The following is a 14,967-nucleotide window of genomic DNA, read 5'->3' on the forward strand; positions in this document are numbered from 1 at the left end:
CGGTTCGCCGGTTCCACTGCGGCCAGCCTCGACGTCGCCCCAACGTGGTCCTGGGGCACCGTGGTTACGACCACGGCACGTACCGTCGCCTTTACGCGACGACATCCACGAAGCGTTCCTCACCCTGGGATGCGCACTGATCTGCTGGCGACGCCTGAACTCACTGCCACAGGAGCTCTTGAGACGGCGTGTGACGCATGGGAGGTCCTCCTGGGCGACGCTACGGCCGTTCGCGGAGCATCGCCGCGTCACCTCGTCGCCGCATCGCGAGGAACCTGTCCTTCCCCAGCGGACGTGAAGGCAAAGGAGGGAACTCACTCCTTTCCATGATCAACATATAGCGCACCGGGGGGCTTGCGGCAAGACCCGGGGCATGCCGCAGAATCGCCGATCAAAGCCAGAACCTGCGGAAATGAGAATCACGAAATGCGTGTGGTGTTGTCGACGTATGGGTCGCGCGGGAGCGTCGAACCGATAGCGGGACTCGCGGTGCGGTTGCGGGAACTGGGCGCGGAGGTACGGGTGTGCGCGCCGCCGGACGAGGAGTTCGCGGAGCGGCTGGCCGAGGCCGGTGTGCCGCTGGTGCCGACCGGCGCGCCGGTGCGCCCGGTGGTGACCTCGGTGACGCCGGGGTCGGCGGTGGGCCTGGCGCAACGTGCGGCTGATTTGATGGCCGCGCAGTTCAGCACGGTCGCTGCGGCGGCCGAGGGATGCGATGCGCTGGTGGTGACCGGCCCTTTGCCGGTCACGGCCGGCGCGCGGTCGGTGGCCGAGAAACTGGGCATCCGCTACGTGCACGCGAGCCACCAGCCGGTCAGCCTGCCGTCGCCGTACCGCCGCCCGCCCGCGCGGCGCGGCCAGCCGTTGCCGCCGGACGCGACCGACAACCAGGCGCTGTGGGACCTGGACGCCCAGATCGCGAACACGATGTTCGGCGAGATGCTCAACACCCAGCGGGCGTCGGTCGGCCTGCCACCGGTGGACAACGTCCGCGACTACGCCTTCACCGACCAGCCGTGGCTGGCCACGGACCCGGTCCTGTCCCCGTGGCAGCCGACGGGCCTCGACGTGGTGCAGACCGGCGCGTGGACAGTGGCCGACGAACGCCCGCTCCCCACCGGGTTGGAGGCATTCCTGGACGCCGGCACACCACCGGTGTACGTGGGCTTCGGCAGCACGCCCATGAGCGCCCCGAAGGACGTCGCCCGGGTGACCATCGAGGCGATCCGCGCGCACGGCCGCCGTGCGGTCGTCTCCCGCGGCTGGGCCGACCTGGCCCTGATCGACGACCGGGACGACTGCTTCGTCGTCGGCGAGGTCAACCATCAGGCACTGTTCCGCCGGGCGGCCGCCGTCGTACACCACGGCGCCGCGGGCACCACAACGACCGCCACCCGGGCCGGCGCGCCTCAGGTGGTCGTACCCCAGGGAGGTGACCAGCCGTACTGGGCCGACCGGGTGGCCGACCTGGGCATCGGCGCAGCACACGACGGTCCGACCCCGAGCGTCGAGTCCCTGTCAGCCGCGCTCAAGACGGCCCTGACCCCCGAGACCCGCGCACGAGCAACCGCCGTGGCCGGCACGATCCGCACCGACGGCACCACGGTGGCCGCGAAACTGCTGCTCGACGCCATCAGCTAAAAGGTGCCGCTCATGTCCGCGTGAACCAGATGAGATCACCTCAACTCCCGTGCACATGAGATCACCTCAACTCCCGCGCAGTGGAAGCTCGTCGTCGACGCCCACGATCCGCACGCGCGGGCCGACTTCCGGGCGGCCTCGCTGCGCACTTCCTGCCCCGCGCGGGAGAACCCCGCCGGTCCGGGAGCCGCTCTGTTCCGGCGCACATTCCCAGAGACGTTCCACGAGTGCCGCCGCACCCCCTCCTGGCCCGCATGCTCGCTGGTCGGATGGAGTGCGGCGGCATCCGCTGGTCAGATTTCCCGGAAGGGACCAGGCAGCCCCGTGACCTGCCGCGACGGCCTCTTGTGCGGCGGTGACCTGCGCAAACATCCTTACGGTTGTTTCACGTTCATGCCCTTTGATGCAGCCGGAAGTCCCAGAAAGAGCCCCAGGGGGACTCCCACACCCCACCAGGTCGTGCCCTGTATCTCGTCGGCTTTGCGGCCGGTGACGCTGGTGAAGACGTGGTTGGCCAGCCCGGTTGGTGAGTACGGCCTGCTGTCGGCCTCCCCGGTCAGCTGGGTTGGCCGGTGCCGCATGCTCAACTGCCGCTCGGGGGACCGAACTCGATGGTCCCGGTCTCGCCGTCTTCCCCTGGAACCGTCAGCGTTCCCGATGCCTCGTCATACGTCGTACCGTCCGGCGCCGCCTGATGGAACTCCTCAACGCGGCCGTCCGGGTATTCCACCAGCCTGACGTAGACGATCGCTCCCGCCTCGTCCTTGTAGAAGCCCTCGGAACGCTCCTCTCTTTTGGTGTCGGTTAACTGGGGAATCGGCATGTGTAGAACTCCTTCGATGACGACGGGGATGTGATCGTTTCGCGTACTACCCCTCTCGTTGACCACCCAACCGGCGCCGCTCTGCGACCTTGACCACGGCCTGGAGCTGGGCAGCCGCTCGGTCGACATCCTCGCCCGGGTCCAGTCCTCCTGGGTCAGGGACTACTCCGAGAGTTCAACGACGACCTCGCCCCGTGGCGCCGGGAGCCGGCAGTCCGCGACTTCCTCCACCGCACCCGCACCCAAGACAGCCCCGCCTGTGTGTCGTCTGCCCGGTCCGCGCAGTGGGCGTATCGACGTCACGCCCCACGTAACCTCTTCCTGTGCCAGCCTCCCGCCTGCATCGCGTCGCCGTCCTTGTGCTTGAGGGTGCGAAGCCGCTCGATGTCGGAATTCCCGCGCAGGTTTTCACGACCCGCGCGAGCATGCCGTACGAGGTGCGGGTGTGCGGGGCGACACCAGGTCTCGTGACCGGCGGCGATGGCCTCGCGTACCACGTCGCCCACGGCCTCGACGCGCTTGCGTGGGCCGACATCGTCTTCGTCCCCGGCTACCGGTTCCCGGACCGCGACGACCCGCCGCAGGCCGTCGTCGACGCACTGGTCGCCGCCCACGACCGGGGCGCGCGGCTCGCCGCCATCTCGACGGGCGCGTTCGCGCTCGCCGCCACGGGCCTGCTCGACGGCAGGCGCGCCACAACGCACTGGCACTACATGCGGGCACTCGTGGCCAGGCATCCGCTCGTCCAGGTCGACGAGAACGTGCTGTTCGTCGACGAGGGCAGCGTGCTCACCTCGGCCGGCGCCGCCTCCGGCATCGACCTGTGCCTGCACATCCTGCGCGGCGACCTCGGAGTGGCCGCGTCCAACCATGCGGCCCGGCGTCTGGTTGCGGCCCCCTACCGCAGCGGCGGCCAGGCCCAGTACGTGCCGCGCAGCGTCCCCGAGCCGCGCGGCGAGCGGTTCGCCGCCACCCGCGAGTGGGCGCTGCACCGGCTCGGCGAGCCCCTCACCCTCGACATACTGGCGCGGCAGGCGGGGGTCTCGCCGCGCACGTTCTCCCGGCGCTTCGTCGAGGAGACCGGCTACACGCCGATGCAGTGGGTGATGCGCGCCCGCATCGACCTGGCCCGCGAACTGCTCGAGCGCTCGCAGCGCGGCGTCGAACAGATCGCCGCCGACATCGGGCTCGGCACCGGCGCGAACCTGCGCCTGCACTTCCAGCGCATCCTCGGCACCACACCGAGCGAGTACCGGCGCACCTTCACCCGGGGCGAGTAACCTGCCCGGCACCGCGTGGCGGGATCCTTTTGAACCATGGCGATCCCGCCACTGTCAGCGGCGCCGGCCGCGGGCGAGTCTGGTGTGGAAGGGAAGGGACATCACTCATGACTCGCATCGCCATCAACGGATTCGGCCGTATCGGACGCAATGTGCTGCGCGCACTGCTGGAGCGCGACAGCGTCCTCGAGATCGTCGCCGTCAACGACCTGACGGAGCCCGCCACTCTGGCCCGGCTGCTCGCCTACGACAGCACGGCCGGCCGGCTCGGGCGCCCGGTGACCGTCGACGGGGACGCCCTCGTCGTCGACGGCCGTCGGATCACGGTGCCGGCCGAGCGCGAACCGGCGCAGCTGCCGTGGGCCGAACTCGGCGTCGACATCGTCCTGGAAGCCACCGGCCGCTTCACCTCGGCCAACGCCGCCCGGGCCCATCTCGACGCGGGCGCGAGGAAGGTACTCGTCAGCGCGCCGTCGGACGGCGCCGACGTCACGCTCGCGTTCGGGGTCAACACCGACGCCTACGACCCGGCCGTGCACTCGATCGTCTCGAACGCCTCCTGCACCACCAACGCGCTCGCGCCGCTGGCCGCGGTCCTCGACGAACTCGCCGGTATCGAGCACGGGTTCATGACGACGGTGCACGCCTACACGCAGGAGCAGAACCTGCAGGACGGTCCGCACCGCGACGCCCGTCGCGCCCGAGCCGCCGGCGTCAACATCGTGCCGACCACGACCGGCGCCGCCAAGGCGATCGGCCTGGTGCTGCCGAACCTCGACGGCAAGCTGTCGGGCGACTCGATCCGCGTACCGGTGCCGGTGGGCTCGATCGTCGAACTCAACACGACCGTCGCCCGTGACGTGACGCGCGACGACGTGCTGGCGGCGTACCGCGCCGCAGCGGAGGGGCCGCTCGCCGGCATCCTCGAGTACTCGGACGACCCGCTCGTGTCGTCCGACATCACGGGCAATCCCGCCTCGTCGGTCTTCGACTCGGCCCTCACCCGCGTCGACGGCCGCCACGTCAAGGTGGCCGCGTGGTACGACAACGAGTGGGGCTTCTCGAACCGCGTGATCGACACGCTCGAACTCCTCGCCACCCGCTGACCGGACGCCGGGCCGGTACCCCGCCTCCGGCGACCGCGCGGGTCGGCACTTCCTTTGGGCGCTCTGGTTGACCAGTCGGGCCGACCAGAGCGCTCAGTCACAGAAGCGGGTCCACCCGGCCGCCGGAGGGTGCGGGAGCGCCACGGCCGGTCAAGGGGCTCTTCGCGCGTCGCCCCCGCGATGGCCTACGGCCGCCCCTGACCAGGGCCTCGTAGTCTGTGGTGATCAAGACGGTTAGGCTCCGAGTGCGGCGCTTCTTCTGTGACCGGTCCTCCTGCAGGAGGAAGACCTTCGTCGAGCAGGTCAGCGGGCTGAGCGAACGCTATCAACGCTCCAGCATCGGCTCGAAGCAGTGGCTGCACGCGGTTGCCGTCGAGCTCGGCGGCTGCCGGGCCGGTGAACGTCTTTGCCGACAGCTCCGGCTGTCCGCCGGCCACAGCAAGCTGCTGGAACTACTCGAAGCACCCGTGGTGCCAGGGCGTTCGCCGCGAGTGCTGGGCGTTGCCCGGCACACGTGACGTGTGCCGGGCCCCTCGGCGTGCAGTTCAGTTCAAGTGGTGGGTGTCGTTGAGGGCTTGCACCGTGGCGGTGCCGTCCTCGTCGTACGTCACCGTCGACAGGGAGGCTGCTGCGACTTCCATGCGGAACAAGCTGTGCGGTGGGGCCTGGAGGGCGAGGCGGATCAGGGTTCTGAGTGGTCCGACGTGAGAGACGACCAGAACCGTCGCGCCTGCGTACTGGGCCATGAGGCCGTCTCGTACGGCGGTGACCCGGCGGGTGACCTGTTGCATGGTCTCGCCTGTGCCCGAGGGGGGAATCTCGGGCGAGGCGAACCATGCGCTCAGGTCGTCCGGGTAGCGTTCGCGGACTTCGGTGAAGGTCAGGCCCTCCCAGGCGCCGAAGTCCGCTTCCCGCAGGTCCCGGTCGACCCGGACGCTTAGGCCGAGGCGCGCGGCCGCGGAATGAGCGGTCTCCTGGCAGCGCCGCATCGGTGAGGTGACGACCGCCTCGATGTCGCCGCGGTGGGCGAGGGCGTCTGCTGCCGCCTGGGCTTGGCGGCGTCCAACCGGTGAGAGTCCCGGGTTGGATCCTCCGCTGCCGGAGAGCCGCCGTTGCGGGGTGAGCAGGGTTTCGCCGTGCCGCAGCAGTACGAGCGTCGTCGTCACGTCACTCACTTCGAGGTCGTCGCGAAGTGGTCCCGTACGGCGTCGGTCTGCTTCTCCATGATGTCGATGATGCCCTCGACCACGTTCAGGTCGGCGTCCTCGGCGATCTCCAGGGTGCGCGACCAGTCGAAGAAGCTGCGGGCCGGGTCGTTGGTGATGGGAAATACGCGGATGGTGGCCTCGTAGCTGGCGACTCCGCTGGTGGGCGCGACGGCCCGGTAGGACTGGGTCTTGTTGATCTCGTCGCGGGCGGCGATCTCCTGCTGGACGACCTTGCCGCTGAGCGTGAGCCTGAAGTCGTAGCGCGCCGGGACCGTTTCGACCGAGCCGCCCTCAACCCAGCTGACGTCCCGGTGGACGTCCAGGTCGCCGGGGGACACGATCTCCAGGATCTGCATGGCGTCGCGGATGGTCGCCCACACGGTGTCCGGGTCGGCGTCGAGGATGGTGGAGTGGTACATGGTGTGCTTGCGCTGGATCGGCACGGGGTGCTCTTTCTGGTAGTTCTTCTGGTTAGTTGTCGCTCTTGGCGACGAGGTGGTTGCCGAGGATCAGATAGTCGATCTCGGTGCCCATGAAGCAGTTCAGGGCGTCGGTGGGCGTGCAGACGATGGGTTCGCCGGCGACGTTGAACGACGTGTTGATCAGGCAGGGCGTGTCGGTGAGTTCGATGAACTTCCGCAGCAGCGCCGTGAGTCGCGGGGTTCCCTCGTCCGTCAGGGTCTGGATGCGGGAGGTGCCGTCCACGTGTACGGCGCCGGGGATGCGGTCCTTGTACTCGTCGCGGACGGGGAAGACGAACGTCATGTACGGCGAACTGGTCTTGCGCCCCATGTCGAAGATCTTCGGCGCCTGCTCTTCGAGGACGAGGGGAGCGAACGGGCGGAAGGGCTCGCGGTGCTTGACCCGGGTGTTGATGATGTCCTTGATGTCGTCGAAGCCGGGGTTGGCGATGATGCTGCGATGCCCCAGCGCACGCGGCCCGTGCTCGACGCGGCCTTCGAAGTAGCCGATGACGACCTTCTCCGTCAGCAGCTTCGCCACCTGCTCGACGACCTCGTCGTCGTCCAGGCGTGAGGCGACGACACGGCCGGTGAAGCCTTCGAGGGCCTCCTCGATCGCGGACTCGTCGTAGGCCGGGCCCAGATAGGGCGTGACGGGTGCGGAGGCGGCGCGGATGTCCGCGGGCTCGGTGCCGGGGTCGTTGAGCCAGGCATGGGCCGCGGCCCCGATGGTGATGCCGGTGTCCGAGGCGCCAAAGCTGACCTGCATGTCCTCGAAGCGGGAGCCCTCGAACAGCGGGGTGTTGTTGAGGCAGTTCAGGGCGACGCCACCCTCGAACAGCAGCCGGTCGAGATCCGTCCGCTTCTCCAGGTGGCTGACCTGGTGGGCGGTGGCGACGTTCAGCATCTGCTGCGCGGCGGCGGCGACGCGGGCCTTGTATTCGAGGGTGTCCTCGAAGGGGCCGAAGTACTCCTCGAACAGGGCGTCGTGACTGTGGAGGTTGTCGGTCTGAAGGGGCTTGGTGAAGGTGTAGCGGCCGTCGTCGTGCAGCGTCAGAAGGTGCTCGATGAACGGGTTCGGAGTCGGTGGGGCGGTGTAGCCGGCCAGGCCCATCACCTTGTACTCGTCGTTGTTGGGGACGAAGCCGAGGAAGCGGGTGATGGAGGAGAACAGGGTGCCGATGGAGTACTGGGCGCCGGTGACGGTGTCGTCGAAGACGGTGATCCGGCCGTCGCGGATCTCACCCGTCAAGGTCGAGAAGCGTTCGGCGCGGCCGTCGCTGACGAGGAACGCCGAGTCCTTCATGCCGGCGAGGTAGTAGCCGGTCGTGGCGTGGGCCAGGTGGTGAGGAATGAAGCGGACCTTGGCCGGGTCGGGACGGTGTCCGGTGCGGGCTTCGAAGTCCGCGAGCATCGCTTCGTGGCTGACGACCTGGTCGAACAAGTCGGCCATGTCGTCCATGAGGCGGGTCTTCGCGTCCTGCGCCAGCGGCGAGGTGCGGATGCCGTCCTGGATCTCGTCCAGAACCTGGGGAGACCAGTTCCAGGGGAAGGCGAACAGGTCGACGTCATCGAACGTGATCCCGGCTTCCTTCAGGCACCAGTCGATCGCGTTCGTGGGGAAGTCGGTGGTCTTCTTCTCCCGGTTGAGGCGTTCTTCCTCCACCGCGGCGACCAGGCGGCCGTCCACCAGGAGGGCGGCGGCGGCGTCGTGGCCCAAGAGGTAATGCTTGTTGATGCCGGTCGCACCGAGGCGTTCGGAGAAGAACTCCGACACCCGACTGAAACCATTACATCCGAGAACAATCACGGCTTTCTTTCCTGTTCTGGAGCTGCTTGCCTGTTCTGGGGCTACTTGACGATCAGCAGGTCGCGGAGCTTTTCCCCGGCCGCGGGTGCCTGGCACAGGCCCGCGCCGGTGAATCCGGCCGCGTACAGGAAGCGGCGGGTGGGGTGTTCGCCGATGAAGGCGGTGTTGTTGGGGCTGGCGTCGAAGTCGCCGCTCCACGCGCGATGCAGGCCGATACCGTCCAAGGCGGGGAACAGGGTGCCGAGATGGCCGGCGATGCGGCCGAGCCAGGCCTCGCGTGCTTCGCCGGCCTTGGGTACGCCCATGGCGAGGAGGATGCGGTCCTTCCATGAGCGGATCCGCAGGCCGGATGTGGCGTGCATCGTCATGGGCATCTCGCGGTGCGGGGAGGGCGGGATGTCGGTGAACAGCATCTCGATCGCGTGGGGTGTCATCGGCAGGTCGACCGATGCCATGGATGCCACCTCGCCGGACCAGGGCCCGGCCGTGCACACAATGCTGTCCGCCTTGATGCTGCCCTGCGGGGTGTGGATGGTGTTGTCGTCGTCGATGCGTACGACGGGTGTGTGGGTGAACAGGCGGGCGCCGTGATTGCGGGCGGCGGCGGCGTAGCCGCGGACGATGTCGAGGCCGTCTACGTGGTATGCCTCAGGAGACCAGGCGGCGGCCAGGACGGCGCGCTCGTTGATCAGCGGGTTGAGCTCGGCCGCTTCGCGGGCACTGATCAGGTCGACCCGGACGCCGGCGGCCTGCTGGGCTTGATGGTTGGCCTCGAACTCGGCGATCTGCTGTTCGTCGGTGAACAGCGCCATGAACCCGAGTCGCTTCAGGCCGAGGGGGACCCCGGTGTGGCGGGCGAAGTCGTGATAGGCGGTCAGGCTGCGCACGGCCATTTGCCCGGTGCGGGGGTCGCCGGGGAAGTAGGTGCGGACCATGCCCGCCGTGTGCGCGGACGCCCCGCCGCCGAGGCCTCCGCGTTCCAGCAGCACGGTGTTCACGCCGGCTTCGGCGAGGTGGTAGGCGGCGGAGGTTCCGATCACTCCCCCGCCGATGACGACGGCGTCAGCGTGGGCAGGCAGGGCGCTCAAGGTCTTCCTTCTCCTGTGGTGTGGGGTTCAGGCGGCGGGGATGAGTGCCGGTGTCGTCGTCTCCTCGCCGGACTCCGCTCCGGGCATGGCTACGCGCCTTCCTAGGCGCTCTGCTGGCGCAGGTGGTCTCCGGTCTCCCACGGGTACAGCTGGAGGTTCCAGCCGCCGAGGCAGTTGATGTAGAGGGCTATCTGGCTGGTGACGGCGTAGAAGTCGTCACGGTCGAGGCGGTCGAGGACGTCGAGGAAGCGCTGGGTGAACGCCCACAGCTTCTCCAGGCCGCAGTAGCCCAGGAACTCGGCGGGGACACCGACCAGGAGGCGGGTCATGTGGACGAGGGAGTCCATGGGCATGTCCTGGACGGCGGCGCGGACGAGTCCGCCGTAGGCCGCGTAACCCAGGGGCCGGGTCTCGCCGTTGACGAACAGCAGGGTGGGCAGGACGGTCCCGAAGTTGCCTGCCTGGGAGGGGATGATGCCCTGGTGGAGGCCTTCCAGCTCGGCCGGGGGTGCGAGCCAGATCTTCTCGGTCTCGGCGAAGATGTCGGCGATCAGACGGCTGGCGTCCGTGTTGGCGGCGTGGAGCATCGGGATGCGGTGGCCGCCCGGCTCGCCTGCACGGCGGACTTCGGCGAGGATCTGCTTCTTTGTGGAGTAGACGGCGTCCCAGATCGCGGCCCCGGCTTCCAGCAGGGCGGGCATGTCCGCCTCACGAATCTGGCCGACGGGGGTGGCGGGCATCGGCTCGGTCAGGGTGCCGTACTTGATGCCCAGGTGCTGCAAGCCGGAGCAGAACACGGTGCCGTTGGGGGCCTCGCGCCGGTCGGGGATACGGGTGTCGTGGGGGGTGTGCAGCAGAGTGGGTATCGGCGCTACGTGGTAGAGGTGTTCGCCCGCGATGAGGGCGTGTCCCTGGAGGCTCTGGTAGGGCAGGGACTCCCACAGGGCGTCGGCGAGTGCCGGGTTGCGGTCGTCAAGCTCGGCGGTGACCGTGATGCCGAGGTCGGGCCAGGAGATCTCGATCTGACGGCCAGGCAGCTTCTCGGACAAGGCTTTTCCAGTTCGTTGGTTCGGCATGTCCGAGGAGTAGATCTCCAACAGGCTTGTTTCAGCCAGGCGTTGAAAACATGAAACTTGAGCAGCCTGAGAGATCCGTAGTTCGTATGTTTCTACGGGAACCGCAGCTCAGGTGGGTTGGTGTGCGGCGGCTTGGTGGTTCCCGGGTCGGCTGCGCCTGCCGCGGAGGCCCGCCTACGCTCCGTCGCCGTGCCGGTATGCCACCGGATTGCGAGGAGGGAGCGGGGATGCCCGAGTGGGAACGGAGCACGGCTCGCCGGAGCGAGCTGGACGCGCTCGCCGAGGAACTGGGCAAGCGGATTGGGGAGGTTCAGGCGGAGCGGGAGTAACTGGTGCTCGCCGAACGGGTGCTGCACCGTCTGGCCGAAAGGACCGGGTGGACGCCTGCGTACCGCCCCGGGCCTCCTGGAGATGCTCCGGGCATCGGGCCGCACCAACGCCGCCCGCTTCCGCTCAGCGCAACGGCCACCGCCGTCGCCTCCCTGGGGCGGCTGCTCGCCTCGCGCGCATCGGCGGGCTCAGTCTCACCGAGGCGACCTGTACAACGCGGCCGGCCCCACCCTGCACGCCGACGGTCTGCAGGTCGACGGCCCGGCTGCGCTAAACGACTTGCGGGCCCCAGAGAAGTCCCACGAGTGCCGCCGCACCCTCTCCTGAACCGCATCAATGCAGGTCAGGCAGGGTGCGGCGGTATCACGCGGTCAGATGTCCCGGAAGATCTCGATCTGCGCGCCGATCGAGTTGAGCCGCTCCGCCAGATCCTCGTAACCCCGGTTGATGACATAGACGTTGCGCAGGACGGACGTGCCCTCGGCGGCCATCATGGCGAGCAGCACGACGACGGCCGGCCGTAGTGCCGGGGGGCACATCATTTCCGAGGAGCGCCAGCGGGTCGGGCCGTCGACCAGCACCCGGTGCGGGTCGAGCAGCTTGACCTGGGCGCCCAGCCGGTTGAGATCCGTCAGGTAGATCGCGCGGTTGTCGTAGACCCAGTCGTGGATGAGGGTCTGGCCCTGGGCGCTGGCCGCGATGGCCGCGAAGAAGGGGACGTTGTCGATGTTGAGGCCCGGGAAGGGCATCGGGTGGATCTTGTCCAGGGGGGCCTGGAGCTTGGAGGGGCGGACCGTCAGGTCGATCAGCCGGGTGCGGCCGTTGTCGGCGGCGTACTCCGGGCTGCGCTCGTGGTCCAGGCCCATCTCGTCCAGGACCGCCAGCTCGATCTCCAGGAATTCCACCGGGACACGACGGATCGTCAGCTCCGACTCGGTGACAACCGCAGCTGCCAGCAGGCTCATTGCCTCGACCGGGTCCTCGGACGGCGCGTAGTCCACATCGCGGTCGATGTGCGCGACGCCGTGGACGGTGAGCGTGGTCGTGCCGACGCCCTCGACCCTGACGCCCAACTCCTCCAGGAAGAAGCAGAGATCCTGGACCATGTAGTTGGAGGAGGCGTTGCGGATGACCGTGACGCCGTCGTGCCGGGCGGCGGCCAGCAGGGCGTTCTCGGTGACGGTGTCGCCGCGCTCGGTCAGCACGATCGCGCGCTTGGGGGCGACGCTGCGGTCGACCTCGGCGATGTACGTGCCGTCGGTCGCGGTGATCTCCAGACCGAAGTGGCGCAGCGCCGTCATATGCGGGGTCACGGTCCGGGTGCCGAGGTCGCAACCGCCCGCGTACGGCAGCTTGAAGTGATCCATCCGGTGCAGCAGCGGGCCGAGGAACATGATGACGCTGCGCGTGCGGCGGGCCGCCTCGGTGTCCATCGTGTCGAGGTTCAGCTCGGCCGGCGTGACGATCTCAAGGTCATTGCCGTCGTTGATCCACCGGGTGCGGACGCCGATGCTGTTGAGCACTTCGAGGATCCGGTAGACCTCCTCAATACGGGCCACCCGGCGCAGAGTTGTGCGGCCCGCGTTGAGGAGCGTGGCGCAAAGCAGCGCGACGCAGGCGTTCTTGCTCGTCTTCACGTCGATGCTGCCGGACAGCCGGCGGCCGCCGACCACCCGCAGATGCATCGGGCCGGCATAGCCGAGCGAGATGATTTCGCTGTCGAGAGCCTCTCCGATGCGGGCGATCATCTCAAGGCTGATGTTCTGATTCCCGCGCTCGATGCGGTTCACCGCACTTTGACTGGTGCCGAGCGCCTCCGCGAGCTGGGTCTGTGTCCAGCCCCGGTGCTGTCGTGCGTCCCGGATGAGCCTGCCGATGCGTACCAGGTAGTCGTCTGCCATAGAGCGACGGTATCTCAGATATGAGATGGATGCGCAACGCCCAGCGTGTCGAGTTTTCCTGGTTGTTCTACTAATATGCGAACAACTGGAGGTGTCATGGAAGATCATGAAGGTCACGAAGATCGCGAAGGTCGGGGAGATCGGGGAGGTCGTGAAGACCGGCCGGTGTTTCGTTCTGCCTCGGCGAGTCCCTTACGGCCCTGGACCGCCGTGGTGCCGTTCCTCGTCGTGATCGTCGCCATTGCCGGCGTGCTCACCCAGGTGTCCGGCCGGCTGCCCGATCCGCTCGCCACCCACTTCGGTGCCGACGGACGACCCAACGGCTATTCGTCCGTCCGGGGCTTTGTGACGGCGAGTCTCCTCGTGCTCCTCCTGCTCGCCGTGGGCAGCGGGGTGCTCGCCCAGCTCCGTCGCACCGCCCCGGTGACACGCTGGGTGATCAGCGCTGGATGGGGCTCCGCCGCCATGCTCGGCCTGCCCGTCTGCCTGACGCTGCTCGGCAACGCGCACGCCGAGGACGCGGACGCCGTCCGGCTCCCGATGTGGCTGGTGGCGGTTGCGCTCGGTGCGGCCGTACTCGCCGGCGCGCTGGGCTGGCTCATCGCCGGGCCGGACGCCCGCACAGCGGCCGCATCGTCCGGCGGCGCGCCCCGGCTCGCCCTCGCCGACGGCGAGTCGGCCCGCTGGTCGCACACCGTGAGCTCACCGCTGCTGTCCCTCCTGGGGGTGCTGCTGCTGGGCGCCGGGCTGGTCCTCGGCTTCGTCGACGGCTGGTTCACCGGCGCGGGCCTGCTGGTCGGCGCGCTGATGATCATCGCTGTCGCCTCCGTACGGGTGACCGTGGACCGGCGCGGTCTGGGGCTTGAGTCGACGCTGCTGACGTACCGTTTCCGGCGCATTCCGTTCGACCGGGTGGCGGAGGCCGTCAGCCGGGAGGTCGCGACAGCCGCCGAATTCGGTGGCTGGGGATACCGCGTCTGCCCCGATCGCACCGGCCTTGTGCTCCGCTCCGGCGAGGGGCTGGTGCTGCGGCTGACCAGCGGCCGGGAGTTCGTGGTGACGGTCGATGACGCGGCGACTGGTGCCGCGCTGTTCAACGCCTACCTCGACCGCGTGCGTGCCCAGCAGGGCGTACAGGAGAATTCACCCAGCAGTTCACCGCAGAAATCGCAGCCACAACAAGGAGGCTGAGGTGCTCTTCCGCGTCGACCCCGGCTCCGCCCTCCCGCTCGGGGACCAGATCGCGGCCTCAGTGCGCGGCGCCATCGCCGACGGCTCGGTACACGCCGGGGAGCGGCTGCCCGCCGCCCGCGAACTCGCCACGTCACTGGGCGTGAACGTGCACACCGTGCTGCGCGGCTACCAGCGCCTCAAGGAGGAGGGGCTGATCGAACTCCGTCGCGGGCGCGGCGCGGTGGTCACCGGCGCCGCGTCCCCCGGCCGTGCCCGCCTCGGCGAAGCCGCCGAACGGCTGATCGCCGAGGCCCGCAAGCTGGGACTCTCCGACGACGAGATCGTGCGGGTGGTACGGACGGGGCTGGCGGGACGCTGAGGCCGGGCGGCGGCCGCCCCGGGCCCGCCCCCTGTGACCCTCAGCTCCGCTCTCCCTCCAACGGCCCGCCGATCCCGAGGTCTTCATCGAGCCTGGCGGTCAGGGCGGCGGCCAGCGAGGGGGCGTACTGGTCCGCCCACCGCTCGACCAGCCGGAGAAAACCCCGCAGTCCGTCCTGCACGCCCTTGAGGAGATCCGGCAGTTCGGCCGTACGGATTTCGATCGGGCGGGTGTGTGCCTGCTCCCGCTCGGGCCAGAGACGGACGACAGGGCCGTGATGCTCGGCGTACGGCTCGGGTGCATGGCCGAGCCACGGTGTCTCACCGCGCGTGAAATCCAGCCAGTCCCGCCAGCTCTCCAGCCCGAAGCAGCAGCCCGGCTGCACCGTGACGCCGCCGTCGGGGTCATGGACGCGCACGCCGCCCTGCAAGATGACGCATTCCTCGTCGAGCAGACGGCTGATCAGTGCGGCGGCCGACCCGGCGTCGTCCGTGCCCGCTTGATCGCCGACGAGGGCGGCCATCGCGGTGCCCACCTCCAGCGACGACAGCTCGCCGGACAGGGCGAGCATGTCGTACGCGGGGAGATCCGCTACGGGCCATGGCGCGAAGCCGGAGGTGTCGGATGTCTCCAGTACGGGTTCCATGATCAGCACGCGTTCATTGTCGCCGCCGGGGGACACGGGCCGCCT

At 69.0% G+C, this 14,967-nt stretch carries 14 protein-coding genes; 6 read left to right on the top strand and 8 right to left on the bottom strand.

Annotated elements, in window-relative coordinates; genetic code table 11:
* Positions 1–426: 426 nt before the first annotated feature.
* A complete protein-coding gene (locus tag AB0I10_RS18365) occupies positions 427–1,641 on the top strand; it encodes a glycosyltransferase (RefSeq protein ID WP_363153511.1) in 1,215 nt (404 codons plus the stop codon).
* Between the two features lie 583 nt (positions 1,642–2,224).
* Here the strand turns inward: AB0I10_RS18365 and AB0I10_RS18370 are convergent.
* Positions 2,225–2,464 (bottom strand): hypothetical protein, encoded by a 240-nt coding sequence (locus tag AB0I10_RS18370; RefSeq protein ID WP_363153512.1) that lies wholly within the window; start codon positions 2,462–2,464, stop codon positions 2,225–2,227.
* A gap of 323 nt (positions 2,465–2,787) precedes the next feature.
* Here AB0I10_RS18370 and AB0I10_RS18375 point away from each other — a divergent pair, with 323 nt between their 5' ends.
* The 3 genes from AB0I10_RS18375 to AB0I10_RS18385 all read left to right on the top strand — a co-directional run bounded on the left by AB0I10_RS18375 (position 2,788) and on the right by AB0I10_RS18385 (position 5,368).
* Positions 2,788–3,744, top strand: a complete 957-nt coding sequence (locus AB0I10_RS18375) for a helix-turn-helix domain-containing protein (RefSeq protein WP_363153513.1) — start codon at positions 2,788–2,790, stop codon at positions 3,742–3,744.
* Between the two features lie 107 nt (positions 3,745–3,851).
* Positions 3,852–4,850: a type I glyceraldehyde-3-phosphate dehydrogenase gene (gene gap / locus AB0I10_RS18380; RefSeq protein WP_363153514.1), complete on the top strand. Its 999-nt coding sequence runs from the start codon at positions 3,852–3,854 to the stop codon at positions 4,848–4,850.
* A 245-nt stretch (positions 4,851–5,095) separates the two neighbouring features.
* A complete protein-coding gene (locus tag AB0I10_RS18385) occupies positions 5,096–5,368 on the top strand; it encodes a hypothetical protein (protein WP_363153515.1) in 273 nt (90 codons plus the stop codon).
* A gap of 27 nt (positions 5,369–5,395) precedes the next feature.
* Here the strand turns inward: AB0I10_RS18385 and AB0I10_RS18390 are convergent, their stop codons facing one another.
* The 6 genes from AB0I10_RS18390 to AB0I10_RS18415 form a co-directional block, all read right to left on the bottom strand.
* On the bottom strand, positions 5,396–6,025 hold the full coding sequence (locus AB0I10_RS18390) for a histidine phosphatase family protein (RefSeq protein WP_363153516.1): 630 nt from the start codon (positions 6,023–6,025) through the stop codon (positions 5,396–5,398).
* Positions 6,022–6,501, bottom strand: a complete 480-nt coding sequence (locus AB0I10_RS18395; protein ID WP_363153517.1) for an SRPBCC family protein — start codon at positions 6,499–6,501, stop codon at positions 6,022–6,024. The genes AB0I10_RS18390 and AB0I10_RS18395 overlap by 4 nt, the downstream gene beginning before the upstream one ends.
* A gap of 28 nt (positions 6,502–6,529) precedes the next feature.
* On the bottom strand, positions 6,530–8,296 hold the full coding sequence (locus AB0I10_RS18400) for a carbamoyltransferase C-terminal domain-containing protein (RefSeq protein WP_363153518.1): 1,767 nt from the start codon (positions 8,294–8,296) through the stop codon (positions 6,530–6,532).
* 74 nt (positions 8,297–8,370) lie between these two features.
* Positions 8,371–9,417 (bottom strand): FAD-dependent oxidoreductase, encoded by a 1,047-nt coding sequence (locus AB0I10_RS18405; protein WP_363153519.1) that lies wholly within the window; start codon positions 9,415–9,417, stop codon positions 8,371–8,373.
* 101 nt (positions 9,418–9,518) lie between these two features.
* Complete coding sequence (locus AB0I10_RS18410) at positions 9,519–10,466, bottom strand: hypothetical protein (RefSeq protein ID WP_363153520.1); 948 nt, start codon at positions 10,464–10,466, stop codon at positions 9,519–9,521.
* A gap of 728 nt (positions 10,467–11,194) precedes the next feature.
* Positions 11,195–12,724, bottom strand: coding sequence for a UDP-N-acetylglucosamine 1-carboxyvinyltransferase (locus AB0I10_RS18415; protein WP_363153521.1), 1,530 nt, complete (start codon positions 12,722–12,724; stop codon positions 11,195–11,197).
* A gap of 165 nt (positions 12,725–12,889) precedes the next feature.
* Between AB0I10_RS18415 and AB0I10_RS18420 the strand changes: the two genes are divergently transcribed.
* Both AB0I10_RS18420 and AB0I10_RS18425 read left to right on the top strand, forming a co-directional pair.
* The gene (locus AB0I10_RS18420) at positions 12,890–13,915 is read left to right on the top strand and encodes a DUF1648 domain-containing protein (protein ID WP_363153522.1); all 1,026 of its coding nucleotides are present in this window, start codon (positions 12,890–12,892) and stop codon (positions 13,913–13,915) included.
* A gap of 1 nt (position 13,916) precedes the next feature.
* Positions 13,917–14,276, top strand: a complete 360-nt coding sequence (locus tag AB0I10_RS18425) for a GntR family transcriptional regulator (RefSeq protein WP_363153523.1) — start codon at positions 13,917–13,919, stop codon at positions 14,274–14,276.
* A gap of 40 nt (positions 14,277–14,316) precedes the next feature.
* On the opposite strand, the gene AB0I10_RS18430 is transcribed toward AB0I10_RS18425, so the two are convergent.
* On the bottom strand, positions 14,317–14,922 hold the full coding sequence (locus AB0I10_RS18430; protein ID WP_363153538.1) for a hypothetical protein: 606 nt from the start codon (positions 14,920–14,922) through the stop codon (positions 14,317–14,319).
* Positions 14,923–14,967: the final 45 nt, after the last annotated feature.

The organism is Streptomyces sp. NPDC050636, assembly GCF_040654775.1.
Taxonomy (GTDB): Bacteria; Actinomycetota; Actinomycetes; order Streptomycetales; family Streptomycetaceae; genus Streptomyces.

Bases quoted from the DNA above. Each gene is read 5' to 3' on its own strand.
- AB0I10_RS18365 (WP_363153511.1), top strand. From the start codon at position 427: ATGCGTGTGGTGTTGTCGACGTATGGGTCGCGCGGGAGCGTCGAACCG.
- AB0I10_RS18370 (WP_363153512.1), bottom strand. From the start codon at position 2,464: ATGCCGATTCCCCAGTTAACCGACACCAAAAGAGAGGAGCGTTCCGAG.
- gap (WP_363153514.1), top strand. From the start codon at position 3,852: ATGACTCGCATCGCCATCAACGGATTCGGCCGTATCGGACGCAATGTG.
- AB0I10_RS18415 (WP_363153521.1), bottom strand. From the start codon at position 12,724: ATGGCAGACGACTACCTGGTACGCATCGGCAGGCTCATCCGGGACGCA.
- AB0I10_RS18430 (WP_363153538.1), bottom strand. From the start codon at position 14,922: ATGGAACCCGTACTGGAGACATCCGACACCTCCGGCTTCGCGCCATGG.